We start from the raw sequence: 24,462 nt of genomic DNA, 5'->3' as shown, positions 1-24,462 counted from the left end.
GGCGCGTTGCAGCGCTTAGATTAAGTAACTTTGTTTTCCCGTCAAGCGCACAAGAAATAAGTTGCGAGAGTTTTCCTTGTGATACACAAGCATTCAGGTGCTTGGGGAAGACAGTTATGCGGTATCTTCGTTCTGGGCCGCGACGACGCCAACCAGATGAATCGGCCGTTTCGCGGGGAAAAACAATTGGTTTGCGGTCGGGAGAAATCGCAGACAGAAATATCCGCGTCATCCTTGAGGCAATCCGCCGGCACGGTCCATTGACCCGCATGGAGCTCGGCCAGCACTCCGGGCTCACAGGCCCGGGTATCACCAATATTCTGCGCCGCCTCGGCGACGAGGGTCTGGTGACATCGCACCGGCGAAGCGGCCCCGGTAGTGGTGCAACCGCCACCGAATTTGCGTTACGCCCGGATGGCGCATTTTCAATCGGCGTGAGGGTCCGCCAAAGCAGGGGCGAAGCCGTCCTTATCGATCTCAGCGGCCAGGTCCGTGACCGCCAATATTTTCCGCTCGTGCCGACAGCAAGAGTTCCGTCGATCCTTTCAGCCACGCAGACCATGATGGGTCGGCATGCCGGCCTGCCGATCATCGGCATGGGGATAGGGTCAAATGATTGGACTTCGCAAGAAAGCGATGAGCTCGACGCGGCATCGATCGTTGTTCGCAGCCATGTGGAAAATGAGTGCACGGCAAGCCTCCTTGCCGAGCGCACCATTGGCGCGCCTGCCCCCGAAGGTGGACTGGCGATGATCATCATCGACGAAGATGTGCAGGCCGGGTTCCTCGTTCGCGGCGTTCCTTATTCAGGCATGCATGGACGCGCAGGCAGCATCGGCGAGATGCTGACCGGCCCCGACAATGTCCAGCTGAACACGGTGGTCGGCTTCGGCGCCCTGCGCGCACTCGTCAGTGATGACGAGTTCAAGTGCCTTATCGCGGGCGAGGAGGCGTCTTCCCCTCAGTTGACCCAGTGGATCCGCGACGCCGCAAGCCACCTGCTCGACCCGATCATTGCGATTGCAGGCTTCATCGCGCCGAGCACCATCATGATTGGCGGCGACCTTCCGCGAGGCGCCATCGAGGCTCTGATTCACCAGCTCTCGGTCGAACGCCGTGACACATCCAAACGGCCCTTCCTGACGCCATGGATTTCGCCGATGAAACCCGCAAGCTTCAGTGGCGGCGGCGTAGCGTTGGGGGCGGCACTGCTACCCTTCCTCAACACCTTGCTGCCGCCGGTTTCCGTCTGACACCGACGTGCCGTCTCAGGCCAATGCCTCGTCTGCGTGGCTGATGTCGGAGGCAAGCGCCTTATCGAGCACCTTTTGGATATTTGCCGCGCGGCGGAAGGAGGGTTCCTGTGTCTTGCCTGCCCGGACGGCCTGCACGAACCGCTGGTAGTTGGTCTCCACCGGCTCGAAGGGAACGTCACGCCATGTCGCGGTGTGAACGTCTTCTTTGAGGCAAGCACGCAGCGTTGACTTTCCGGTGTCATAGATCATCTCGATCGACCCCGTCTCGCCATAGACCCTGAGACGCAGTTGATCCATCTGGCCGGCGGCAGTTCGTGTCGCCTGGATGGTGCCGATCGCCCCGCTCGTGAAGTCGACATTCATCGTGAAGCTGTCATTCGCATCGAGATCATATTCGCCGATCTTGTCGCCGGGCGCCTTGTTGAAGGTTTTCAGCCGCGCGAAGACATGGGCGACATCCAGTCCCGAGCCGTAGGAGGCAAAATCGACGATATGGATGCCGATATCGCCGAGCGCGCCGTTCGACCCATGCTTCTTGCTGAGACGCCAAAGCCACTTGCTCTCGGTTGTCCAGTCGCCCCAATGACGCCCGACAAGCCAGCTCTGCAGGTGGGATGCCTCGACATGCCTGACCTCGCCGATCTCACCGGCCAGCACCATCTGGCGGCCCTTCTGCAGGGCGGGCGAATTGCGATAGGTGAAGTTGACCATGCCGACCTTGCCCGCTTTCTCGATGGCATCGGTCATTTCCATCGCCTTGACGGCATCGGTCGCCAGCGGTTTCTCGCAAAAGACATGTTTGCCCGCTGCAATCGCCTGAAGCGTAGTCGGGTGATGGATACGGTCGGGCGTGACGTTGGCAACGGCATCAAACTCGCCCCAGGCAAGGGCTTCCTCCAGCGAGCTGAAGTGGTTGGGGATGCTGTGCTCCGAACAAAAGTCCGCCAGCCGTTCTGGCACGACGTCCACCCCGCCCACGACGCTAACGCCGTCGATCGCCTTGAAATTTACAGCATGCTGGTTTGCCATCCCACCGGTGCCGAGAATGAGTAAGCGCATCTTTTCCTCCATGGAAGTCACATTTGGCCATAGCCGAGGCAAAGCCTCACCACGCCATTGCGGGTGCCCGAAACGGCTCAATTCTTGTGTGATCGGGAAGTGCGGTTGCGAGCCGCTAACTTGTGTTGAATGTCGCCGGCATCTCAATCCTCCCAAGCTGCGGCTTGACATCAAATCAAAGTAACTTAATCTAATTAATGCAGCATGGAAATGAGGAGAGGTCAACCGACTACCAGGCTGTATCCGTTTAAATGGGGAGGAGACCCATCATGAAGAGAGCGTTCATCAGCGCACTAGCGCTGAGCACAATGTTATTTTCAGTGCCTGCCGCATTTGCCCAGGAGCTCGCGACAAAGGACCGGATCGGCGCTGCCGACGCACCGAAAACCCTCGTCGTACGGCTCACGAACGATAGTCCCAACAACGCCGATCCGGCTATTGCCGAGGGGTATCAGAAACTCTTCGTCGACTTCATCAAGAAGCATCCCGAGTGGAAACTGCAGATGCAGTTCATGTCGGCTGACATAGGCACCGAACAGGCCAAGATGCTCGAGCAGGCCAAGGCCGGAAATGCTCCGGATTGCGCTGCGGTCGACTCCTTCGTGCTCTCCCAGTTCATGGTCAACCACGTCCTCGCCGACTTCACGCCCTATTTCTCGAAGGACGAGATCAACGACCTTTTCCCCTTCATCCGCAACGGCATTACCGACAAGGACCAGTCGATCCGTGCATGGTGGTGGGATACAGACCTTCGCGTGCTCTACCGCAACAAATCGATCGTGGCCGATGCGCCCCAGACCTGGGATGACCTGAAGAAGGCCGGGCTTTCTTCCGTCGACAAGGGCATGGAAGGCATCCTCTTCAACGCGGGCCGCTACGAGGGGTCCACCTTCGATTGGCTGGCGAACTACTGGGCGCTCGGCGGCAAGCTCGTCGACGATTCCGGTAAGCCGATCTTCGGCGAGGGTGAAAACAAGGAGAAATTCCTGAAGGCCCTGACCTATTACAAGGACCTCGTCGATTCCGGTGCAGCGCCGAAGCGTGTGACAACCATCGGCAACTATGACGACCTCAACGCCGCGGCGGCGGCCGGAACCACCGCTCTCTTCATCGGTGGCAACTGGCAATATGCCCAGTTGAAGGTCACGCTGGACGAAGACGAGTTCAAGAACTGGACCTTCTCGCCGATCCCCGGTCCAACCGCCGATCAGCGCTCCACAGGAACGGGCGGATGGACGATCGCCTCGTTCAGCAAGGACAAGGACAAGGTGGAGATGTGCGCCAACCTTGCTCGCGAAGTCTACATGGGACCAGCCAATGCGCTGCAGCAGCAGTTGCCGACGCGCAAGTCGCTCTTCGACAAGTATGATGTCTTCGCCACGGAAGCCAACAAGACCTTTGCCGGCGCACTTGTCGATGGTCAGGCCCGTCCAGGCGCCCCGATCTATCCGGAAATCTCCAACCAGATCCAGATCATGATGGGCGATGTGCTGTCTGGTACCAAGAAGCCGGAAGAGGCTCTGGATGCCGCGTTCAACGCCACGATGGAGGCTTACAAGCGTCTCTAGCGAATGAGATCGCGGCGGCGCCCATGACGGGCGTCGCCGTTCGTGTCAAACCCGGACAGAGAAGCCCAATGAGCCCAATTGCCATCGAGGCTGCCAGCGCGCCTCACAGCAGACCGTTCATGCGCCGTTTTGCCGGGGCACCCTTGCCCTGGATCATGCCCGTGATCGTCGTCATCGGCATCTTCTATCTCTACCCGGTGATCGACGTTTTCCGCCTGTCGTTCACCAATGCAACACTGATAGGCGACAATCCCGTCTATACGTTGAGCACGATATCAAACACGCTGAGATCGCCGCAGCTGCCCGACATCCTGTGGGCAACCGTAATTTTTGTCGGTGGCAGCGTCATCGGTCAGCAGATACTGGGTCTTGCCGTGGCCGTCGTCGTCGTTCGCGGCGAGAAGCGTGGCCTGTTCGGCACGACCATCCTGCGCACGACAGCGCTCGTTGCCTGGGTCGTTCCGGGGATTGCCGGCGGCATCATCTGGCAGATGCTGTTTTCCGAGGCTCCATACGGGGCGCTAAACAGCATCCTGCGGCTCATGCACCTGCCCGTCGTCGCCTGGCTTTCCGATCCGGCAATCGCCCCGTGGTCGGCGCTGATTGCCAATATCTGGCGCGGCACTGCCTTCTCGATGGTGGTCATGTACGCCGCGCTCAAATCGATCGACCCCTCGCTTTACGAAGCGGCTGATGTCGACGGCGCAACGGGCTCGCAGCAGTTCTTCTTCATCACCATCCCCCAGCTGCGCGCAGCCATGCTCGTCAATATGATCCTGATCACGATCATGACGCTCAATACCTTCGATGCGATCATCACGCTGACGGGCGGTGGCCCCGGGCGCGCGACCGAGGTTATCTCGCTTTACGTGTTCAATATCGTCTTCCGCAATTACGATCTTTCGGGCGGAAGTGTGCTCTCAGTTCTGATGCTGATCATCAGCCTCGGACTTGCCTTCGTTTACGCATCGTTCCTGCCCAAGGAGGAACAGCAATGAGCAGGCGTACCGGCACGCGCTCCGGCGATTTCCTGAGCTACCTCTTCATGCTGGCGATGTTCATCTTCTTCGCCGGTCCCCTCAGCTATCTCCTGTCGATGGCCTTGCGTGACAAACGCGAAATCTATCGCGGCGTGGCACGCTATATCCCGCACAACCCCACCATCGACAATTTCGTGACAGTGCTCAATAACAGCTACTTCCCGCTCTATCTCTGGAACGGGCTGAAGCTTGCCGCGCTGAGCGGCCTCGGCGTCCTGATCGTCGCCTTGCCGGCCGCTTACGCCTTCTCGCGTTTCCAGTTCCGCGGCAAGGGGCTGTCGATGATGGGTCTTTTGCTCTTCCAGATGATCTCGCCGCTGGTCATCATGGTGCCGCTCTATCGCTACATGAACCGTCTCGGTCTGCTCGACACACATTTTGCGGTGACGATGGTCTACATTGCTCTTGGCGTGCCACTCGCGACGTGGCTGTTGAAAAGCACGGTCGACGGGATCCCCCGCAGTCTTGACGAAGCGGCCATGATCGACGGATGCAACCGCTTTTCGGTTTTCTGGCGGATCGTCCTGCCGCTGTCAGCGCCTGGTATCGCTTCCGTCTTCATCATCACCGTGATTGCGGGCTGGTCGCAGTTTCTTGTGCCCTTTCTTCTGCTCACACAAAACAATCTGATGCCGATCGGCGTTGGAATCTTTAACTTCCGTGGCATGCAAACCGACTCGTCCATCCAGCTGCTTGCGGCCGCCTGCCTGATCTCCGTCGTGCCCGCGATCGTGGCGTTCCTGTCGCTCCAGCGGCTAATCCTCGGTGCCATGACCAGCGGCGCGGTAAAGGGGTAGGGACGGTTTGCGTTTCCGTGGCTGATCAAGGATCCCGATTGATGAACCAGATAACTGGCACCAGATTGTCCCCCGATCTGACGGGGGCCAATGTTGAGGATGCGGGCGAGCACAACAGAGCCGTTGTGCTGCGCTGTATCCACCGGCAGGCACCGATTTCACGAGCGGAGATCGCCAGGCAGACCGGTTTTACCAAGCCGGCGATCGCCCGGATCGTTGATCGCCTGCTTGACGAGGGACTTATCATTGAGGCTCGCCGCCGGCATGGGCTGAGAGGCCAGCCGGCAATCGAGCTCGAGATCAATCCCGACGCCTTCTTCGCGATCGGCATCAACATCGACCGCGATCACCTGACGATCGTCGCTGTTGATGCCGTCGGCAACGTGCGCGCACGTGTCCATCACGAGAAACGTTACGTGCGCCCTGCCGATTTCATGCAGTTGACGGCCGATGCGATATCGCATTTCCAGCGAAGCCGGCTGATCGACGACGCACATCTGGCCGGAATTGGCCTTGCGATGCCGGACTGGCTCGGCGAAATCTCGTTCCTTGGCATGCCTGACGACTACTCCGATTGGATGGAGTTCGACGTACGCGCGGCACTTGAAAATCTGACACAGCATCCGGTCTTCATCGAAAATGAGACGAATGCCGCAGCCCTTGCCGAGCTTGACTACGGCCTTGGAGCGGAAAGCCGCAGTTTCTTTTATATCGCCATCAATGCCTGCCTGGGCGGAGGCCTCGTGCTCGATGGCAGCGGCCATCGCGGCGCCATGGCTCTAAGCGGCGAAATCGGTTGGCTGCCGATTGCCAATGACCGGGACAAGACCGCACAGAAGGTCGATCTGCTTGGCGAAAAGGTGACGCTCTTCTTCCTCTACAAATTCCTGGCAGAGCACGGCATCCGCGCAAGCGTACCCCAGGACCTCTTATCGCTTGACGGGCACGGCAGGGCGCTTGTTTCGAAGTGGCTTAAGGAAATGAGTGCGCATCTTGCCATTGCGGTCAAGCATATCGGCATGATCGTCGACCCCGACGCCATCATTATAGGGGGCCGACTCCCGATCCGCATGATCGACGAGTTGCTGCGCTATGTTCACGAACATCTGACGGCAGGAGACATCGCTTTGCCTTCGCTGCATCGCGCTTCGCTCGGCGAGGACGCCTCAGCGCTTGGTGCGGCAGCGATGCCAATGGGGGCGGCCCTGATGCTGGCATCGGCCGACGCCGTTCAACGCACCCGTTCGCCCCTCAAATTCATGGATCGCCTGAACAACTGAAGCAGCCGGCAATGCCACTGGGAGGATTTTGATGAGGATTGGGTTTTATACGTCGACATTCAACGATCGGCCGCTTGAGGAAGTAGTGGAGTTCGCTGCCTCTGCCGGTTTCGACGCAATCGAAATTGATGTCGGCGGCCATATCAAGACGCCGGAGAGGGTGCGGGCCGCCGTAAAACTCGCTCGCGACCACAATCTCTTCGTCTCCTCTATCACCTACTTCGGCAATCAACTCGACAGCGATCGCGGCAAGCGTAGCGAGCTTCGCGCCAGAACGGAGGATTTCGCTGAGGCGATCGGCGAAGCGGGCGTGCCGATCTTTGTGATCTTTCCCGGGCGCGACGACAATGCTGATGACGAAGCCAACTATGATGGTTTTGCCGAGTTCGCCAATCGGCTAATCAGCAAGACGGCAGCAAGCGGTCTCATCTTCGCAATCGAGAACTGGCCGGGCCCCAAGGACAACTTCATTGGAACCACGCCGAAGGGCTGGGAAGAGCTCTTCAAGCGGATACCCGACCGGCGCTTTGGTCTCGAATTTGATCCTTCGCACCTTATCCGCATTGGCATTGACCCCTATGCCGCGATGGACGCAGTCAGGGATCGCATCGCCATCCTCCACGCCAAGGATACCGCAATCGATGCGGCCACGCAGCAGGCCGTCGGCTATCACGGCAAGGGTTGGTGGCAGTACAAGCTGCCAGGCAAGGGCCTCCTCGACTGGCCGCGGTTCCTGCGACAGGCCCGCACCAACGGCTTTAATGGCACCCTTTCGATCGAGCACGAGGATGCCGCCTACGGATGGCCGGGCAAGGATCTCGAAGCACGAAAAGAGGGCGAACGCCTTGGCCTCGCCTATCTCAGAAACGTTTTGAACAAGCTTTGAGAGCGACCCCGGGAGGACGCAAATGGCCCATGTCAGAGTGAATAACGCGCGCAAGGATTATGGCGCCTTCAAAGCCATCAAGGGCGTTTCCGTCGATATCCGCGATGGTGAATTCGTCGTGCTCGTCGGGCCCTCGGGCTGCGGCAAATCCACCCTGCTCAGAATGATCGCCGGTCTGGAAGACATCAGCTCGGGCGAGATCCAGATAGGCAAGCATATTGTCAATGAGCTGGCGCCAAAAGATCGCGACATTGCCATGGTGTTCCAGAATTACGCCCTCTATCCGCATATGACGGTCGCCAGGAACATGGGCTTCTCATTGCGGCTGAAGCGCATGCCGAAGACGGAAATCGATCAGCGTGTCGGCAACGCTGCCAAGATCCTGGGCCTTGAGGCCCTTCTCGAGCGCTATCCGAAGCAATTGTCCGGCGGCCAGCGGCAGCGAGTTGCGATGGGCCGCGCGATCGTTCGGGATCCTGCCGTTTTCCTTTTCGACGAACCTCTATCGAACCTTGACGCCAAGCTCCGTGTCCAGATGCGATCCGAGATCAAAGAGCTGCATCAGCGGCTGCAGACTACGACTATTTATGTCACGCACGATCAGATCGAGGCGATGACGATGGCGGACAAGATCGTCGTGATGAAGGACGGGTTGATTGAGCAGTCGGGCTCGCCGCTTGAGCTCTACGATCGGCCGAACAACCTCTTCGTCGCCGGTTTCATCGGTTCTCCCGCAATGAACTTCATCAAGGGAAGCATGACGAATGAGGGCTTCCGGACAGAGGACGGGCTCGTCCTGCCAAGCGAGCGACGCCCGTCCGGCGCCGTTACCTACGGCATTCGCCCGGAGCACATCAGGCTCGACCCCAGTGGCATCGAAGTGAAAACTGTTGTCGTTGAACCGACGGGGTCGGAGACGTTGGTGATAGCCCGCCTTGGTACCCAGACGATCAGTTGCGTCTTTCGTGAAAGGATCAGGGCAGCCCCCGACGAGGTACTGCGGATTGCTCCGGTCCACGATGCAGTCCACCTGTTTGACGAGGGTGAACGGCGCATCACCGCAGGCGAACCGATGTTGACCACGTGCGCGTGAAACGGGTTGCCACTGTGAACATTGTGCGAGATTGCCCGATGGAAGTTTCGCCACCGCTTGTAGGTCAACCGGCTCGGTTGCGGTGCTTCGTGTGAGAGGCTTGGTACGTGTGTACCAAGGCCGTAGTGGTTTTTCGCACCAGTTCACGGGACCGTTGGGATAGTTGCACGTCCGACCGAGGTCTAGAATTGCCCCGGCTTCCGGGGGGCGGTGTTGTGACCGAGACAGTTGCGCAAGAATTGATCTTCACCTTGCGCGTTGCGCAAGAGATTGCGTCGCGGGAAAGCCCCGACTATGACCTCGTTCTGCTTTTCATCCAGAAAGCCCTTGAGGTGGCAACGGAAGTGGCGTCGCGTCACGGCATCATGGTCGATTTCGATGACGTCTCGGAACGCGAACATTGAGCGCGCGGTCGCGGCCATTCGTCTTTAGCAAAGACCGAACGTCGTCGACCCAGGGGGCGGTGGTCATGTCCTGGGTTGGCTCACGGTTAATTCCGGCGTTGTCGTCCTTCTCCAAATCTGCCTTTTCTTCGACAATTTGAGGTCGGGGATCTTATTTTATTGCAAGCTAATTTGCGCTCCGATAGCCTCTCCACGTGGGGAGGACTCAAATGCAAAACATCGATTCGACTGCCGCCGAGCCAATCATGACAACGAGGGTATGGAGTATCGCGGATTTTTGCTTGCAGCACCGTTTGGACAGCAAGGAAGAAGCAAGGCTCACTGCTTTGTTTGGCCAATTCGCGACGACCAGTGAGCTGGTTCACAACGTGACGCGCAGATCGCGGTCTAGGTGACAAATTCGGCCGACAACCGCTCAGCTTAAATCTCATTCGGCCTTGCTGACCGCGAAGCGATCCCAGGAGCGGTCCACGCCGCCGGGCATACGGACCGCAGTGCGCGTAAACATCTATCGCTGGGGATGCGCCAAGCCAATCGTGGGTCTTCGACATAGTATTGGAGAAGTGGCTCGGCTCCGGCGTTTCGCGTGAGAGCCATAATACGTTCGTACCAAGACAGAAGTGGTTCTTCGCACTATTTCACGGGGCCGTCGGGATTGTTGCACGTCTAGCATTGAGAGCGCGCGGTCGAAGCAAATTCGCCATAAACTCCAACCGCACACCCGTTGCTCCGGAGGGGCTGGGGTCCTGGCTCCAAAAGCAACGTGCTGGAAGTTAAGCGTTCATGGTTAATTTAGTATTTACGCAATTACTAATGTGCGGAAAAAGGCCCCGCTGTCGCGGTTGCAGGGCAGTCGCGCGTATGGCCAAGAAACTACCGCAATCGGGAAATTCTTTGAAATCGGAGGTCGAAAGCCGTTTTCTTTCAGGCGACGTCTATTACGGCAATGAACTGCAATCAATTTCCGCTCGATGCATTAGTTCATACGGGTCCACGCCGATCGCCTTGCTGACGAGCAAAAACTCTGCGGTATCCAATCGTCTTTCTTCAGTCTCGATCTTGGAAATCACGGTCTGCCGCTGACCGATACGTCTTCCGAGTTCCACTTGAGTAATGTTGGCCCTTCTCCTCGCTTCAACAAGAAGTTCAATCAATCGTCGGTAAAGTATGCGGTCGAAAGAGGACAATGCCAAATGCCAGTTGAAATTTCACCGGCACTTCCGATAAAACCGATTTTCGAATACCCCAAAATAGGGTATCGTCAGTTTCGTGATCGCGACGAGAAATGTTCGGGGGAAGCAGCCTTCATGGAATTACGCCAACTCTCCTATTTCAAAGCAGTGGCCGAGGAACTGCACTTCGGCCGGGCGGCAGCCCGGATGCACATTGCCCAGCCGGCCCTCAGCAATCATGTGATGTCGCTGGAAAGGGAGCTTGGCTGTCCGCTGTTCATCCGCTCGACGAGACGGGTGGAACTGACCAGGGCAGGCGAGACCTTCTACGATCGCTGTGTGCGGATCTTGAGCGACATCGACCTGACCACCGAACTGACCCGGGCGGCCGGCGGTAGCCGCATCCGCCAGATCAGGATCGGCAGCATCTACCCGGCCACCATGGGCATGCTGCCAACCTTCCTTGCCAAGATCGCCCGCAAGTATCCCGATGTCCGCATCCATATCGCCTCAGGCAATACCGGCGAGATCATCCGCGGCCTGGAGACCGGCCAGCTCAATCTAGGCTTCATCCGCCCGGTGGCAACCCTTCCAAATCCGGTCAATGACGAACGCTCGCGGTAACACCAGTATTGCTGAGCCGAGGCACAGAAGGGCTATCGCGCATCGTAAGGCAACATCTGTTTTCTGGGTTAAGTCACTGACGGTGCTGACGACGCCGCAAACACCGATAAACGTTGGATAACTAAAATTACTAATCGTTCTAAGCATTGCGTGGCCCCGAGCGTTTGCAACTCTGCGTTAGCTCAAGAGCTTTCAAGGTTTCGTAAAAAAGTTTTGCAAACAGATGTTTAAGTCGGAGCGACCGGTTGTGATCTGGGCGAGGGGCGCCCTACGCCTTATCGTCAGTCAAAAGATAAACGTCAGCTTTGTCCTGTACGTCGCGGAGCCCTTTGAATGACGGATGGCGAAGTTTTCTATCTGATGTCCAAGCTCTGTATTCGATTTCAGCAATCAGCGTTGGTTGAGCCCAGACGACCCGGCGGTTTCCACTATACTCGACAGGCGGCGTCTTTCGCTTCCATGCCAATTTGTCCATGGTCGTCCGCAAAGTAGCTTGGTCCCGCTCTTTAAACCCCGTTCCTACACTCCCGACATATTTTAGGGTGTCACCCGCGTAGGCGGCCAGGAGCAGGGAGGCGACCCCGCCCCGCAGAGGGCACCAAGCGGTGCAACTACGGGCGCAGCTGCGGTCGGCTTGTCATCGACGGGCGCGATGTAGGTGATACACTTATAAGCGAGAGCCTCGCACTACCGTTCATCTGTGGCCCCACCGGCTGTCCACGGACGCCACGGCCATGGTGCTCTTCCATTATAGAGAAAGCTTTGGGAAAACCGCCGACGCCGCCTTGCTAGTGGCGCTGGCTGGCCGATACCTTCCACTTTGACTTCTTGAAAACTGAGGACACCCTCATATGGACATGACGATGCTTCAAACCGCGCTAGGTCTAGCGACAAGCGCTGTAGGTTTGACGGGCAAAGCAGCCGAAGTGGCAGGCGTCGTCAAAGGTCTGGTGTCGTCTGGAAAATCGGAGGACGCCAATGAAGCCGCTAAGCTTCTCAACGTCCTTGCCGTTGAGCTGACCTCTGCAAACGTCATGAACATGCAGCTCAGCGATGCGCTCCGTCGTCTGAGTGACGAGTTGCGGAAAGAAGACCAGTTCGAGCAGGAGCGGGCTCGCTACGTAACGCACCGAACATCGCAAGACGACATTGTCTACAAGTTGCGACCGGAGTTCGCCTCTGAGAATGAGCCCGAGCACTTCATTTGCCCAGCCTGCCTCAACAAGGATCGTCTGTTCATCTTCATCACCGGACAAGGCGACTACAAGATTTGCCAAATCAACCACGAACACACCTATCGCTTTGGAAACACTCCAATGCGACCTGGTCGGAGAGTTGGCGAAGGCGGTTGCGATTTCTGAGCGGCGCAGTTGGCAACACGGTTTTCTAGTTCGTTCGCTTGAACTCAGATATTTGCGGCAGCAGCCTGTAACGCGTCCTCGGCAGCAATTCTTGCAAGCGCATCGGCCATTTCGCTCGCGAATGTCGGAAGGTTGGCAACGTAACTGCGTTGCGCCTCCATGGTTTCATCTTCCTGCGGGCCGATGCTTTCGAATAGCTCGATCTGCCCGACATAGCATGGGTGGAGCCAAACATGTTTGCGAACGACTGACGTGGATGAATGGCCCAAACCGGCCGCGATCATCTGGCCAATCCGTTCGAGATAGAACGGATATTCGTCCGTTTCTGCTCCCGCGCTTTCGTAAGCCTCATAGGAAATATAGTCGATCCACAACCATTCATCTTCAGCCATGGCAAGTCCGCTCCGGACGTACTGTTCCTCGTCGTCTGCATGGTGGATGGAACTGCGATGAACCCTGGCGATCTCGATTACTGCGGGGTCGATAAGCACGCGCGGAAATACCGCGATCCGTGATTCAAGCTGATATGCTCGGACCATTGCGGGTCCAACCAAAATTTCAGAGGTGTGATATAGCGGCCCGGCGGTAACTGCGCCGCGCACCAAGAAGCCTTCGCCTGCCAAGTTAAAGATCGCCAGCCTTATTTGCGTGAGCATCCAGAAGACGGCGGACCTTTCGTCAATTCTGAAGGACAGAGCAACTGAGTCAGAGAAGTGCGTCATTTGCTGGCTCGGGAACACCTCCTGCTCCATTCCAACCTCGCGCAGCGTTTCAAGCGCATGCACGAGGCGGTCGAGAAATGTTGGGTCATCTATTGTGTGATCGACGTGCTCTTTGAAGCCGAGGAAATCGATGAACAATATCAGTCGATCTTCATATTCAGGCATAGGAAACTCCACTCATTCAGCTGTCCATAACACATGGGTCTGGAGTTCGGACCCTAGAAATCAGCACTCCTGCCTCCGTTACTCAACATAACTCAGCTGGCGTTGTCGGAATTCTACCCGCGCACTACGCGACGAGAATTCCCGGGTTTGGTCCATGGCTTCCTCTTAAGCCAGTCCATCATGACATCGAAAGCCGCAAGCTTTGCCTCCTCGGCGGTCCTGTAAAAGAGCTTCGAATGTCGTCGGAGACCGCTCGCGCGGTGCGAGATCGCTGCTGCCCATTGGTGACCGGCGGGATAGACGGTGATCTGCATTCCGTCGGTTCTCAGAACCTGACCGCCTGCTTGGTAAGTTGAGGCCCGCCACTTGCGCTTAAGCCAATTGGCTCGCCGTTTGGTGCGGTTCTGAAACTGCACTTCGCGCTGGTGCGCTGCGGAAAGGTCTCCTTCCATATGTCCCGCACAGACGCATCCGACCCGGAGGTCGTCATGGTATTTCTCATGGCGCATGACATGAACGAACATGACGTGCTGGCGTTCGCACATTTCACAAAGTTGTTCGCGGTCTTCGAGCTTGAAGCACTCGACCACTTCCCAACCCTTGTGCGGCACACCCGCTTCGGACCATTTCCCGCCTGACGGTGGCTTAGCTGCATCTTCGTAAGCGCCGGATTGTTGCTCCTCTATGGAAAGAAGGCTTTTGAGCAAACGCGTGAGAGGACTATCGGGAACGTCCATTTCGTGAATCCTTTTAGACTGTAGGGACATTCTTAGTCGTCGAAGATGGTTGGCAACATGCAATGGTGGGCGCGTATGGTGTCAATCCTGAGAGGCGGGCGGAGCAATGTTTTCCATCCACGGCAAGATATCCGCATAAGCTAGCGGGAATTTATTCGGAATCTCCGGTTCGTCTAACCTTCTTCTGATCTCGCGCAACGACCATCCTTTAAATTCGTCCCCACTTGCAAGTGCTAGCGTTCGCTGAAACTGGGCTTGTGTGGAGATGATCGACGTGTCTGCGAGGTCTTGCATTGGGCAGAAAACAACCCTTCTCATGTCGTCTGCGACCACGTCTGCGTCCTTGGACACCAAACCCCTCGCGATATCTATGACCTCATCCTGCAGTTCCACTGACATCGGCAGCCACGCGTCGAGTGTCAAGACAACGCCTACTGCGCTAGGCGACACGGGGCGTTCATTATAAAGGCCGATACGCGCGTGGGCGAAGAAGCGCCATAGCTGAGCGACTCCTTTCGCAATCTGCTCATATTGTTTCCGAGCTTCAGTCACAGGATCATTTGAATATTGGCTCACATAGGTGAGTTTCGTTGCCTTGCACTCCAGTACGATCTCAACAGTGTCGTTCGCCAAGACTAGAATATCGGGTGTGTCGATAGTCGCCTTCTTTGGGCCGTAGCGAGTGCTATCCAGGACCTCGAAGCCAGGATAGAAACCTGTTAGCAGCCGTTGAGCATATTGCTCGAAGCGATTGTTTGCCTCGTTGAGCAGGTGCTGGGGGCCCGACGCAATATCGTAAAATAGTCCCACCGTTATACGATAGATGATAAGTTCAGGGAGAGGCGCGATGAAGGAGTTGAATCTGGGCTCGGCAATCAGGGGGTACTGCCTCAGGAGGCTTGGAAGGTAAGCGAGTGGAACGTCGCTGCTCTTCAACAACTGTCGGTTCAGGTCTGCTGTCTGCGACCGGAAGTCGGTGCGGCTGAGCGACATAACGGCGACGGCCTGCTCAACGCTCGCCTTACTGATGGCAAGCTTCTCAAGTCCGACAGCCCCCATCCATGGGGTCAGGTGAGCATGGGCAAAGATCAGGAAGCCTGCTTTAAGAAATTCGCTGATTGAAAGGCCATGTTTCGCCTCAAAGAATTCGGCGCAGGCACCTTGGCCGTAAATGAACGCAAATCGGTACAGGCGTTCTCTGGTAGCGAAATTTCGTTGCCATTCGAACTGTCTATGCGCGATTTTGTGCATTTCACGTAGCACTGTTTCGGCCGTTAGCTTCGCGCCGCTTTCTGAATCCTCGATGCTTCTCAGGATGTTTACGAGGTCAGATATAGTCGAAAACTGCGCTGTGTTCAGCGCTTGTGAGCCCCACTGCTTAGAAGCTGCCGCACGCGACTCCTTGAAAAACAGGGCGACAAGCGTCTCTAACTCCCATTTGCGAATAGCGTAAGGTGAGTCAGCCGAGAGGCTGGCGGCGGCGGCTGGATACTGTAGATAGCGACTAACATTCTTTCCTAGTTTCGACTGGAGCATGTCCGAGGCCCAAATCAGCTTCAGGAAGCCAATCTCCGAATCTAGGCTCTCAAACGCTTCGTTGAGCCGTGCGACGTTTTTCGCAAACTTCCTGCGATGTAATTCTCGTCGAGTAAACCCTGGGCGCATCCTATTTCCAAAAGCGCTAGCCCGACCAGGTTTGCCGAGGCGGGCGGTTGCAATAACAACAAATTAGCGACTAAACGCCGTACTTCTCGCGGCGGCGCCGGAATGCCTCGGAGCTTCCCTCAAGAATGAGTTCGACCGCCTGCTGAACAGGATGCCGATCAAGCGCCCCGACGGTTAGCTCCTTGTCGATGATTTTCTGTGATCCCCTGCTGTCGCGAACTTCCAGCGGAATGATTAGCTCTGCGTCGCCGTTCACGGGCACATTTGCATTGTGGGTCGCTACAATAATTTGCCGCTTTTCCTTGATTGAGCGGAGCATTGGCACCAGTTGTTCAAACACGAATTCGTTGTCGAGGTCGTCCTCGGGCTGATCGATGATGATAGGGCAGGTGCCTTCCGCCAACAGGAGGGAGAGGACTGTCGTTGCTTTCTGGCCCGCTGAAAGCTTTCTACCGATCAAATCACCAACTCGTTTGCCATCGTCTCGACGGTTTAGGCTGACGGTTACCGAGTCTGCTATTCTGTGGGTCCTCAGATCGTTGAGGTCAGTCTCCGTGAACCACTCGGCTAAGGATGCAAGCTTTTTGGGCTGTACATCACCGGCAGGGAAACTGTCCGGCACCCAATCCCGCGACGCAATCCACTGCTCCAGGATGTCTATCGGCGAAATCTGATCCTTCAGGCCCAAGTTGAACGCGGCCTTCAAGATCGCTTCCCAGTCAGCTTGGCTGACAACTCGCCTGTTGCGATGATAGGGTGCCATCGCTTCAAAAAAATCGCGGTAGTCGCCGTGTTTGGTTATCTCAGACTCAACAGTGGGCGTTCCGACCTTCGTTTTGGTGACTTGGTCGTTCAGACGAGTTGCCATCGCGCTGCGTAGCGCGAACTGCCGCTCCCAGACGTTCAGGAGCTTCTCGCGATATTCGTCCCCAAACACCTTACGATTGGCCGCAATTTCCGAAAGTCGGAGGCTTTGTTGCTCCAATTGCAAATGGGCTGCGTCGCGGCTACGCTGGAGATCAGCATAAAGCTTGAAATCGATGCCTCGGCTAAGCAGGTCAGCTGTGGCTTTTCTGTTTTCTTCCTCGACCTTGTCGAATTCAGTTTGCCAGGCGATTTGCTTCTCTGACTTCCCCAATTTTGCCAAGGTTTCCTTTCCCCGAAGGATTACCTCGCCGATTTCTTTCTTGACCACGTCCATCGCAGCGCTGATTTCGGCATGCTGCGCGGAAGGAAAGTCACCATCCAGGGTCTGAGCGGGCGCGAACCGACTGTCCGAATTAGTCCGGCTCAGGAAATCCAGGTAGTCGTCGGCAGCTTGATACATCGTGGCGAGAACTTGCTTTTCAGCGTTCCACTTGGACCAATTCTCAAGGTCACCACTTTTTTCCCTGATCGCATTAATCTGCGCGGTCAAGTTCGATACCTCAGCCACAAGCTTGGATTTTGCTGCGAGAATCTCAGGTTCCTGCCGTAAAGACTCGTTGAGGTCTTTCAGGCGCCTGACGATATCTCGCTCTTCATTTCTCAGTGCCTCCAGGGGGGAAATGATCAGGTCATCTATTATCGACGCTTGCTTCTGTGGGTCATTTGCAATCGCTTCGATCTGGCCACGGCTATAAATCTTTACCGGCAGGAAAGTGTTTAGGTCGCCGAAAGCTGGGTCGATACCCTTGGCGACACCAGACGTAACGGACAGGTCGATCTTCTGGCTCTTAAAGTCAGTACCTTTATCGTACGTAACTTCTACAAGTGAACCAGGCAAACTGAGCGTATCTCGGACGTTTTGGAAGTCGAGATAAAGCTGGCTTTTAGTGTCTGCCTCCAACGCCGCCTGCTGCTGAAGCGCGAGACGCAGATACTCAATAAGCGTGGACTTGCCAGTACCGCGTCCACCAATGAGCGTGGTTAGGTTCTGGCTGAAGTAAACCTCATCGTCCGCGAGAAACTTAGCGCCCGTTACGCGAACCTTGTCGAGATGTGGATGGCTGTGGGCCAGCTCGGGCCGCCCAGGGCACTCGTCCGACCGGCGCACACGCGAGTCATGGTCCAGAAATGCCTGCCTCAGCGCCTCGATGGACGGTGTGCTCATCTTGATCCAAGTGTACTTCGACCCGATTGCATTTTGCGTTTTTTCGTTGGCAACCAGCGCCTTGGCGTCTGACGACATGACGCAGCAGACGGCACGCGTCCTCTTCCAGTCAGGATGGCAAGCGTCTGAGTTCGACAGAAGTGTCTGGAACGCGTTGCTCATCCGGCTTGGTGATTTCGGAACTTCAACAGCCAGTAGCTCAGGATTGGTGAACTCTTTCTGCTGGAGCCAGTCAGCCGTTTTTTCGCCGTCAAATATCCCGGAATTGGACTGTATGTGCGGCAGGATGATGAGGCCGCGCTTACCGCCTTTCTCAGTTGCTGCCTGAACAACGCTGATGATTTCGGTCAGAGACTTCGTCGACGGCTGGTGTTGACCCGACCCTGTCTGGCGCGGAATAGGCACACCGCATTCCGTGAGAATGTGGTCAATGTGGTCGAGGTCCGAGCCCGGTTCAAAGATCGCGAGGACATGGATGCCCTTGCCAACATTTGCGGTAAATTCGAAACCTGGAAAGATCACCAATTCGTAGCCGAATTCTTTGCTCAGCTCCTTGGCTTTCTGCTGAAACACAGGGATGTAGCTCTTCGACACGAAATTATGTTCGGTGAGCGCGATTACTTCCAGCTCTTCCTGGTAGCACCGGCGTATGTATGCCTCCGCTGCCGCCTCGGCGCTTTCGTGTTTCTCACCGACCCAATGTCCGCCGTCGAACGGTGTTTGCATCTGCAAGTCGCATTTAAAAAATCGTGCCCCTCGATACTGCGGAATAGGGCGACCGTTGTCTGAAAGCATAAACACCTACCAAGAAATGCGATTTGGGCGGTATTCAAGTGTAAAAGACGGGGAAAAACAACTCAATGTTTGCTTTGTTCTGATGGGACCGCAGGATTATCGCGATAACTTCGGGTAAATCAGCTGCGGTAAGATGCCCGCAAGCAGTGAATGTGTCTGCAACCATCTGGGGAAGACGTCGGCATGGCGCTAATTTTTGAATTTTTGAAAAAATACAGATGGATCGTCACGTTTTTTGCGACACTTTTCCTCGCGCCCATTTGGACAGAGCTGGTCGTGCGAGCTGCGGACCACGCCAACCTATTCTCACTGCTTCCAGAATGGGTTGCAATTGCATTCAACGCGATTGTCGTGGGCACGCGCTCTCTATTTTTTGTGTTGCCAACAACGTTCTTGCTTGGTGCCGTCTGCGGAATCGGCCTGGACAGAGCTTTTCAACGCCCCGACAAGCACCTCAATATTGCGTCGATCTCTTCTGCCGCTGATGCACGTCTGACCAAGGAACCCGCACCGACGCTTTCTTTCCCCGCCGTTAGTGGATTTGTCGATTATCGAATGGTGGAGAGCAAGCGCACTGACTTCGACCTGATTGCAGACAGTCTAGTTGTGCGCTGCACGCGAAGCGACGACGGCTTCGATATGCCTGCTTTACTCAGATTCCGAAATCGAAGTACCAAGCCACTCCATATCAAGCCTGTGCATGTCAGGTATGAAATTGAGGGGAAGTCGCTGGAGTCGCCTTCTCATGGGTTCAGTACACCGGTCGCCGCTAGCACAACTGCTACCGTCCAATTTAAGCCGCTTCGGGTTTACGACGAGCGCACGCGCCAGGGATCAGCTGAGCTTGTAATATGGTTTGGGGAGGATGCAGGCGATCTCCGTTGCATGCTGGTCGCTCGGTTTGCGTTCACAGTCAAGGAATACCCGGAGAACAAGTCAATTGACGCCGTCGTCAATCAGGACACGGTGCTCGATACAACGTATTTTGTGCTTAAAGCGGGGGAGAAATCCTCGTTGAAAGCGTCTTAGCCTGAATGAGAATTGGACCAACCCTTGGATCGAGTTTGTGCTTCGCGGGATGGCGCCCGCGATGAGCCATCGGACCCCGCTGGAACCGCGTTGACAAGAGGGCTTGATTTAAACGACCATTTCCTTGCCGCACTTGAGCTTACGAAATGGTCTATATCTCCGAGCTGCCTAAACCTTCGTCTGTTTCCAGTGGGAGAGCCAGCTCCCCCGAGCCTAACACGCACGAGGCAAGCGCGGTGGTTTGTGACGGTAATGATGAGCTTGATCTGATTACGCGTCGCCTGATGTCTCACCTTCTTCGGTCGGGGGATAAATTTGCGTCTTTGACCTACACAGACGCGCGTGAAATGGCAGTTGCGCTCATCGCCTACCGGAACGGCAGAATTGCCGGAGTGTAGTTACCGACGGGGGCAAGCCGGGTAAATTAGCGTTCAATTCTAAGCTAAGTCAGCCCTAAAGATCGACCACGAAGTTCGGGCGAAATCCAGAGGTATATAGCTCGCCCCTGTATCCGAGCGGATTGCAGATGATCCGCGTTTTGTCAGCGATATAATCACGAAACTTATGAATATGTCCGTGAATCCATAGGTCCGGTTTTCGCCGCAAGATTAGATCAGATAAATCAGAGGCGAAGGCAGCATTCGTAACGTTTCCAAAGAAAACAGGATCGAAGCTTTGCATCAATGGGGAGTGGAGGTGTCAGTTCGGACAAACTTTGCCAGTTGGAAGCAGTGGCAGAGCAGGTGAGATGGCTGCCGAGTGACGATAACGGCATTGGCCTGCAGGGGGCTTGTCGTCGTAACAACCAACAGATTTTTGTTGAACGCAACGTGCTTTGAGGACCGAAAATTTGTTATACTCGGATTGATCTCTTCCACGTTCTGCTCAGCCCAGCCTATGTGAAGCTCGATTCTCAAGATACAGCTGGGACATCGTGCTCGCTTTGCGAATCACCGCTACATTGCTGCCCAGATCGCCGCCCAAAATTTGATTGCCTTGAATTGCGAAACCAACATTTCGTGTAGCTTGGCTGTCCGCTGTTCATCCGCTCGACGAGAAGGGTGGAACTGACCAGGGCAGGGGAAACCTTTTACGATCGCTGTGTGCGGATCCTGAGCGACATCGACCTGACCACCGAACTGACCCGGGCAGCCGGCGGCAGTCGCATCCGCCAGATCAGGATCGGCAGCATCTACCCGGCCACCATGGGCATGCTACCGACCTTCCTTGCCAAGATCGCCCGCAAGTATCCCGATGTCCGCATCCACATCGCGTCTGGCAATACCGGCGAGATCATTCGCGGCCTGGAGTAAGCGCGTAGGCCATCCCACGTATCTTTCGGACTGCTGATCGGCGATTTTCTGCATGAGTCATGCGGAGAATCCTATGAGCGACAGTGTGAATCACCCTCGAACCTTTGAGGTTTTGACTGCGGAGCCGGTGCGAAGACGACGCAAGCCGCGTGAGTGGTCGGACGACGAAAAGGCGCGGATCCTAGCCATGGCGCTGCAGCCTGGGGCGAACGTCTCGGCGGTTGCTCGATCTGAAGGCCTGGATCCGTCACAGCTTTATGGATGGCGTCGCACGGCACTGGCATCGGGCACTGTTGCGCCCCTGACTGAGGGAACGGGCAAGCAGAAGTTCGCGCGCGTCGAAACGGTAAGCAACGGCTCGGTCGATATTGTCATTGCGGATATGGTCGTGCGCGTCGGCGGCGATTTTGACCCCGATCACCTGGTGAGGGTTCTACGGGCGGTTCGCAAGGCATGATCGCTTCGGGTGTGGTGGTCTATGTGTCGTGCCAGCCGGTCGACTTCCGCAAGGGGGCCGCCTCGTTGATGGCGCTGGTGCGGGATGGCGGTCTCGATCCCTTCAATGGCGCACTTTACGTCTTCCGCTCGAAACGGGCCGATCGTATTCGCATCGTCTGGTGGGATGGCAGTGGTGTCTGCCTCTATTCGAAAACTTTGGAAGATCAGGGCTTCTGCTGGCCGGGCATATCGACGGCACGGATCCGTCTGGACCATTCGCAGCTGATGGCGTTGCTGGCCGGAATGGATTGGAAAAAGATCCGCCCGGCCAAGGTCAGGCGACCCTTGTTGACTGGCTGACAGCGCCTGCGGCAAGATGAATCATGGCGCTGTAATGGTTGGGAAAACGGCTGTTTTTGTGCTCTACTCATTGCCATGGATTTGCCCCCTCACGACCTGCCGGACGACGTTGACGCGCTGAAAGCGATGGTCCTCGCGATGGCGCGCGAGCAGGCTGCGAAAGAAGCCCGACTGAAGGCCGCTGAAGCTGAGATCGCCCGGCTGGAGGCGGTGGAGAAGAGCGCCAACGAGCGGATTGCCAACCTCACATCGATCCTGAAGGTTCTGCAGCGCACCCAACATGGCACCCGTTCCGAGCGACTGCGGCTTGGCGTCAACGACGAACAGGTGTCCTTTGCCTTCGAGGAAGTCGAGACCGGCCTTTCGGCAATCCAGAGCGAGCTTGATCACGCGGCCAAGGACAAGCCGAAACGGGCAGCACGTCCACGCAAGGGTTTTGCCGCTCATCTCGAACGCATCGAGGAAGTGATCGAGCCGGAGATCCCTGCTGAATACGTGGGCTTGGAAAAGGTCCTGATCGGTGAGGATCGCTCCGAACGGCTGGATGTCGTGCCGCCGAAGTTCCGTGTCATCGTGACGCGCCGCCCCAAATACACTTTCCGCGGCCACGATGGCGTGCTCCAGGCTTTGGCACCGGCGCACATCATAGAAAGCGGCCTGCCGACGGAGCGGCTGCTCGCCTATATCGCCGTCTCCAAATACTCAGACGGCCTTCCGCTTTACCGGCAGGAGGCAATCTATCTACGCGACGGTGTCGAGATCAGCCGATCGTTGATGGCCCAGTGGATGGGGCATCTGGGCTTCGAACTGCGGATATGCGCCGATTACATCCTTGAGCGCGTCAAGGAGGGTGAAAGGATCTTCGCCGACGAAACGACCTTACCCACTCTTGCGCCCGGTTCGGGGAAAGCGACGAAGGCCTGGCTTTGGGCTTATGCTCGCGATGATAGACCCTATGGTGGAACCAGCCCGCCGATGGTGGCCTATCGGTTTGAGGACAGTAGGGGCGCTGACTGCGTGGTGCGTCATCTCGCCGGATTCAGCGGCATCCTGCAAGTTGACGGCTACTCGGCCTATCCAGTCTCGCCAAGACGCGTGCCAAAGACGGCAGCAATGAAACGATCCGGCTCGCAGGATGCTGGGCGCATCTTCGCCGCAAGTTTTACGACCTTCACATCAGTGGTGTCTCAAAGGCTGCAACGGACACGATCATCGCGATGACCGAGCTGTGGCGCATCGAGGATGAGGTCCGCGGTCGGGATGCCGACAGCCGTTCCATGCTGCGTCAGGAAAAATCTGCAACCATCGTCTCCGAACTCTTTGATCTTTGGGAGAAGGAGCTGGGCAAGGTCTCTGGCAAGTCGAAGACCGCCGAAGCAATCCGTTACGCGCTCACCCGGCGCGAAGCACTGGAGTGTTTCCTGACGGACGGCCGGATCGAAATTGACTCCAATATCGTCGAGCGCGCGATCAGGCCCCAAACAATTACGAGAAAGAACAGTCTATTCGCCGGCAGCGAGGGCGGTGGACGGACGTGGGCTACGCTGGCCACGCTTCTCCAGACGGCCAAAATGAACAACGTCGATCCGCTCGACTGGCTTTCCCAGACCTTGACCCGCATTGCACAAGGCTGGCCTGTATCTGAAATCGAGGCACTTATGCCATGGAACTTCAAGCCTGACGCCATCGGCTAACCGCTTACGGCCTGGAGACCGGCCAGCTCAATCTAGGCTTCATCCGCCCGGTGGAAAACATCGGCTCCTTGCGCTTCGTCTCGCTTGCGCATGAGCGCTACTATCTGGCGGTTGGCCATGCCAATCCGCTGGCCGCCAGGGAGGAAATCAGCATCGACGATCTGCGCACTCAGAAGATCATCGCCTTCAACCGGCAGAATCTGTCTTTTACGGAACGCTATTTCAATGAGAAGTTTGCGGAATACGACCTCACCGCCAACATCGCCTTCAGCTGTGATGACACCTACTCGCTGGTTTCTGCCGGGCTTGGCATCGGCTTTGCCCCGGAATGGACACTTGATCTTCCCAATCGCGGCTTCGAGCTGAAGAAGGTAAGCGGGATCGACTTCCGGATCGGGCTTGGCATTGCCTGGAGTAAAGAGGACCCAACCGCTGGCCGCGATGATATCGTCGACATTGCACGGTCGCTGGCACGGCGCGGCTGACAATCACAACCATCCGAATTGGAACGTCTCAGCGAGTTCCTGAACGCCATGCTTCTCGATGAGTTCTCCAGGGAGGTGCTCAAAGGCTCGCTGATGGCCTACAAGGCGCTCGACAATCCTCTTCGCCTGTCGCAGTTTTCGACCGGAATTCGCGAATTGATCGGTCATACCCTCTCGACTCTTGCAGCTGACGATGAAGTCAAGGCTTCCAGCTGGTTCGTGGTCGAGACACCGGATGCCGACGAGGCAGAAGCTTTTGCTTGCGAAGCCGTTGCCACCTTTCTAGAGTTTTTCGAGATTCTAAAGCTTGTCGCGTCTAAATCGCCTCATACCCTGCGGCCCTGAAGTAGTTTCGACATTCTTCGACGGGGAACAGTGCACAGATGTCGCTCAGGGCATTTGATATTGCGTCGAAACTCCTTGCGGC

The 24,462-nt window shown here is 56.5% G+C and carries 20 protein-coding genes and 4 pseudogenes; 18 read left to right on the top strand and 6 right to left on the bottom strand.

Annotation, left to right across the window (positions count from 1 at the left end; translation table 11 throughout):
• Positions 1 to 116 precede the first annotated feature (116 nt).
• The gene (locus tag IB244_RS18650) at positions 117 to 1,253 is read left to right on the top strand and encodes an ROK family transcriptional regulator (RefSeq protein WP_113470917.1); all 1,137 of its coding nucleotides are present in this window, start codon (positions 117 to 119) and stop codon (positions 1,251 to 1,253) included.
• A gap of 15 nt (positions 1,254 to 1,268) precedes the next feature.
• On the opposite strand, the gene IB244_RS18645 is transcribed toward IB244_RS18650, so the two are convergent.
• Positions 1,269 to 2,315, bottom strand: coding sequence for a Gfo/Idh/MocA family protein (locus IB244_RS18645; protein ID WP_192305188.1), 1,047 nt, complete (start codon positions 2,313 to 2,315; stop codon positions 1,269 to 1,271).
• A 269-nt stretch (positions 2,316 to 2,584) separates the two neighbouring features.
• Between IB244_RS18645 and IB244_RS18640 the strand changes: the two genes are divergently transcribed.
• The 7 genes from IB244_RS18640 to IB244_RS18610 all read left to right on the top strand — a co-directional run bounded on the left by IB244_RS18640 (position 2,585) and on the right by IB244_RS18610 (position 9,383).
• Entirely contained in the window at positions 2,585 to 3,883 is a 1,299-nt protein-coding gene (locus IB244_RS18640) for an extracellular solute-binding protein (RefSeq protein WP_192305187.1), read from the top strand.
• A 68-nt stretch (positions 3,884 to 3,951) separates the two neighbouring features.
• Positions 3,952 to 4,881 (top strand): carbohydrate ABC transporter permease, encoded by a 930-nt coding sequence (locus IB244_RS18635; protein ID WP_018116374.1) that lies wholly within the window; start codon positions 3,952 to 3,954, stop codon positions 4,879 to 4,881.
• Entirely contained in the window at positions 4,878 to 5,720 is an 843-nt protein-coding gene (locus IB244_RS18630) for a carbohydrate ABC transporter permease (protein ID WP_062369753.1), read from the top strand. The genes IB244_RS18635 and IB244_RS18630 overlap by 4 nt, the downstream gene beginning before the upstream one ends.
• Before the next feature lie 41 nt (positions 5,721 to 5,761).
• On the top strand, positions 5,762 to 7,000 hold the full coding sequence (locus IB244_RS18625) for an ROK family transcriptional regulator (RefSeq protein ID WP_192305185.1): 1,239 nt from the start codon (positions 5,762 to 5,764) through the stop codon (positions 6,998 to 7,000).
• A 31-nt stretch (positions 7,001 to 7,031) separates the two neighbouring features.
• Positions 7,032 to 7,886, top strand: coding sequence for a sugar phosphate isomerase/epimerase family protein (locus tag IB244_RS18620; protein ID WP_018116377.1), 855 nt, complete (start codon positions 7,032 to 7,034; stop codon positions 7,884 to 7,886).
• Positions 7,887 to 7,908: 22 nt separating this feature from the next.
• On the top strand, positions 7,909 to 8,979 hold the full coding sequence (locus IB244_RS18615; protein WP_192305183.1) for an ABC transporter ATP-binding protein: 1,071 nt from the start codon (positions 7,909 to 7,911) through the stop codon (positions 8,977 to 8,979).
• 215 nt (positions 8,980 to 9,194) lie between these two features.
• Complete coding sequence (locus tag IB244_RS18610; RefSeq protein WP_192241062.1) at positions 9,195 to 9,383, top strand: hypothetical protein; 189 nt, start codon at positions 9,195 to 9,197, stop codon at positions 9,381 to 9,383.
• 938 nt (positions 9,384 to 10,321) lie between these two features.
• Here the strand turns inward: IB244_RS18610 and IB244_RS18605 are convergent.
• The gene (locus IB244_RS18605; protein WP_026371877.1) at positions 10,322 to 10,537 is read right to left on the bottom strand and encodes a helix-turn-helix domain-containing protein; all 216 of its coding nucleotides are present in this window, start codon (positions 10,535 to 10,537) and stop codon (positions 10,322 to 10,324) included.
• A 153-nt stretch (positions 10,538 to 10,690) separates the two neighbouring features.
• On the opposite strand from IB244_RS18605, the pseudogene IB244_RS18600 reads away from it, so the two are divergent.
• Positions 10,691 to 11,146, top strand: a pseudogene (locus IB244_RS18600) (LysR family transcriptional regulator); the annotation flags it as partial.
• Between the two features lie 301 nt (positions 11,147 to 11,447).
• Here IB244_RS18600 and IB244_RS18595 read toward each other — a convergent pair.
• Positions 11,448 to 11,744, bottom strand: coding sequence for a hypothetical protein (locus tag IB244_RS18595; RefSeq protein WP_312867250.1), 297 nt, complete (start codon positions 11,742 to 11,744; stop codon positions 11,448 to 11,450).
• Positions 11,745 to 12,030: 286 nt separating this feature from the next.
• Here IB244_RS18595 and IB244_RS18590 point away from each other — a divergent pair, with 286 nt between their 5' ends.
• Positions 12,031 to 12,540 (top strand): hypothetical protein, encoded by a 510-nt coding sequence (locus IB244_RS18590; protein WP_192305181.1) that lies wholly within the window; start codon positions 12,031 to 12,033, stop codon positions 12,538 to 12,540.
• Between the two features lie 44 nt (positions 12,541 to 12,584).
• Here the strand turns inward: IB244_RS18590 and IB244_RS18585 are convergent, their stop codons facing one another.
• The gene (locus IB244_RS18585; protein ID WP_192305179.1) at positions 12,585 to 13,427 is read right to left on the bottom strand and encodes a hypothetical protein; all 843 of its coding nucleotides are present in this window, start codon (positions 13,425 to 13,427) and stop codon (positions 12,585 to 12,587) included.
• A 488-nt stretch (positions 13,428 to 13,915) separates the two neighbouring features.
• On the opposite strand from IB244_RS18585, the gene IB244_RS18580 reads away from it, so the two are divergent.
• A complete protein-coding gene (locus IB244_RS18580; protein ID WP_192305177.1) occupies positions 13,916 to 14,065 on the top strand; it encodes a hypothetical protein in 150 nt (49 codons plus the stop codon).
• A gap of 180 nt (positions 14,066 to 14,245) precedes the next feature.
• On the opposite strand, the gene IB244_RS18575 is transcribed toward IB244_RS18580, so the two are convergent.
• Both IB244_RS18575 and IB244_RS18570 read right to left on the bottom strand, forming a co-directional pair.
• Positions 14,246 to 15,829, bottom strand: coding sequence for a hypothetical protein (locus IB244_RS18575; protein WP_192305175.1), 1,584 nt, complete (start codon positions 15,827 to 15,829; stop codon positions 14,246 to 14,248).
• A 70-nt stretch (positions 15,830 to 15,899) separates the two neighbouring features.
• Positions 15,900 to 18,716 (bottom strand): TrlF family AAA-like ATPase, encoded by a 2,817-nt coding sequence (locus IB244_RS18570; protein ID WP_192305173.1) that lies wholly within the window; start codon positions 18,714 to 18,716, stop codon positions 15,900 to 15,902.
• A gap of 183 nt (positions 18,717 to 18,899) precedes the next feature.
• Here IB244_RS18570 and IB244_RS18565 point away from each other — a divergent pair, with 183 nt between their 5' ends.
• From IB244_RS18565 to IB244_RS18535, 7 genes and pseudogenes are all read left to right on the top strand, one after another.
• Complete coding sequence (locus IB244_RS18565; protein WP_192305171.1) at positions 18,900 to 19,745, top strand: hypothetical protein; 846 nt, start codon at positions 18,900 to 18,902, stop codon at positions 19,743 to 19,745.
• A gap of 1,037 nt (positions 19,746 to 20,782) precedes the next feature.
• Positions 20,783 to 21,055 (top strand): annotated as a pseudogene (locus IB244_RS18560) (LysR family transcriptional regulator); the annotation flags it as partial.
• Positions 21,056 to 21,131: 76 nt separating this feature from the next.
• On the top strand, positions 21,132 to 21,515 hold the full coding sequence (locus IB244_RS18555; RefSeq protein ID WP_169684544.1) for a transposase: 384 nt from the start codon (positions 21,132 to 21,134) through the stop codon (positions 21,513 to 21,515).
• Positions 21,512 to 21,856: an IS66 family insertion sequence element accessory protein TnpB gene (tnpB, locus tag IB244_RS18550; RefSeq protein WP_007536941.1), complete on the top strand. Its 345-nt coding sequence runs from the start codon at positions 21,512 to 21,514 to the stop codon at positions 21,854 to 21,856. Before IB244_RS18555 ends, tnpB begins: the two co-directional genes overlap by 4 nt.
• 75 nt (positions 21,857 to 21,931) lie before the next feature.
• A pseudogene (tnpC, locus tag IB244_RS18545) lies at positions 21,932 to 23,550 on the top strand (IS66 family transposase).
• 8 nt (positions 23,551 to 23,558) lie between these two features.
• Positions 23,559 to 24,035, top strand: a pseudogene (locus tag IB244_RS18540) (LysR family substrate-binding domain-containing protein); the annotation flags it as partial.
• Between the two features lie 18 nt (positions 24,036 to 24,053).
• Positions 24,054 to 24,380: a hypothetical protein gene (locus tag IB244_RS18535; protein ID WP_192305170.1), complete on the top strand. Its 327-nt coding sequence runs from the start codon at positions 24,054 to 24,056 to the stop codon at positions 24,378 to 24,380.
• The last annotated feature ends 82 nt before the right edge of the window (positions 24,381 to 24,462 follow it).

The organism is Rhizobium sp. RHZ02 (genome assembly GCF_014851575.1).
Classification (GTDB): Bacteria; Pseudomonadota; Alphaproteobacteria; order Rhizobiales; family Rhizobiaceae; genus Rhizobium; species Rhizobium altiplani.
Note: the sequence above shows the minus strand (reverse complement) of the source record. Positions and strands in the feature narration are given on the sequence as shown.

Excerpts from the sequence above, each read along its gene's own strand:
- IB244_RS18650 (WP_113470917.1), top strand. The coding sequence starts at position 117 with ATGCGGTATCTTCGTTCTGGGCCGCGACGACGCCAACCAGATGAATCG.
- IB244_RS18645 (WP_192305188.1), bottom strand. The coding sequence starts at position 2,315 with ATGCGCTTACTCATTCTCGGCACCGGTGGGATGGCAAACCAGCATGCT.
- IB244_RS18640 (WP_192305187.1), top strand. The coding sequence starts at position 2,585 with ATGAAGAGAGCGTTCATCAGCGCACTAGCGCTGAGCACAATGTTATTT.
- IB244_RS18635 (WP_018116374.1), top strand. The coding sequence starts at position 3,952 with ATGAGCCCAATTGCCATCGAGGCTGCCAGCGCGCCTCACAGCAGACCG.
- IB244_RS18630 (WP_062369753.1), top strand. The coding sequence starts at position 4,878 with ATGAGCAGGCGTACCGGCACGCGCTCCGGCGATTTCCTGAGCTACCTC.
- IB244_RS18625 (WP_192305185.1), top strand. The coding sequence starts at position 5,762 with ATGAACCAGATAACTGGCACCAGATTGTCCCCCGATCTGACGGGGGCC.
- IB244_RS18620 (WP_018116377.1), top strand. The coding sequence starts at position 7,032 with ATGAGGATTGGGTTTTATACGTCGACATTCAACGATCGGCCGCTTGAG.
- IB244_RS18615 (WP_192305183.1), top strand. The coding sequence starts at position 7,909 with ATGGCCCATGTCAGAGTGAATAACGCGCGCAAGGATTATGGCGCCTTC.
- IB244_RS18590 (WP_192305181.1), top strand. The coding sequence starts at position 12,031 with ATGGACATGACGATGCTTCAAACCGCGCTAGGTCTAGCGACAAGCGCT.
- IB244_RS18585 (WP_192305179.1), bottom strand. The coding sequence starts at position 13,427 with ATGCCTGAATATGAAGATCGACTGATATTGTTCATCGATTTCCTCGGC.
- IB244_RS18580 (WP_192305177.1), top strand. The coding sequence starts at position 13,916 with ATGGTATTTCTCATGGCGCATGACATGAACGAACATGACGTGCTGGCG.
- IB244_RS18575 (WP_192305175.1), bottom strand. The coding sequence starts at position 15,829 with ATGCGCCCAGGGTTTACTCGACGAGAATTACATCGCAGGAAGTTTGCG.
- IB244_RS18570 (WP_192305173.1), bottom strand. The coding sequence starts at position 18,716 with ATGCTTTCAGACAACGGTCGCCCTATTCCGCAGTATCGAGGGGCACGA.
- IB244_RS18565 (WP_192305171.1), top strand. The coding sequence starts at position 18,900 with ATGGCGCTAATTTTTGAATTTTTGAAAAAATACAGATGGATCGTCACG.
- IB244_RS18555 (WP_169684544.1), top strand. The coding sequence starts at position 21,132 with ATGAGCGACAGTGTGAATCACCCTCGAACCTTTGAGGTTTTGACTGCG.
- tnpB (WP_007536941.1), top strand. The coding sequence starts at position 21,512 with ATGATCGCTTCGGGTGTGGTGGTCTATGTGTCGTGCCAGCCGGTCGAC.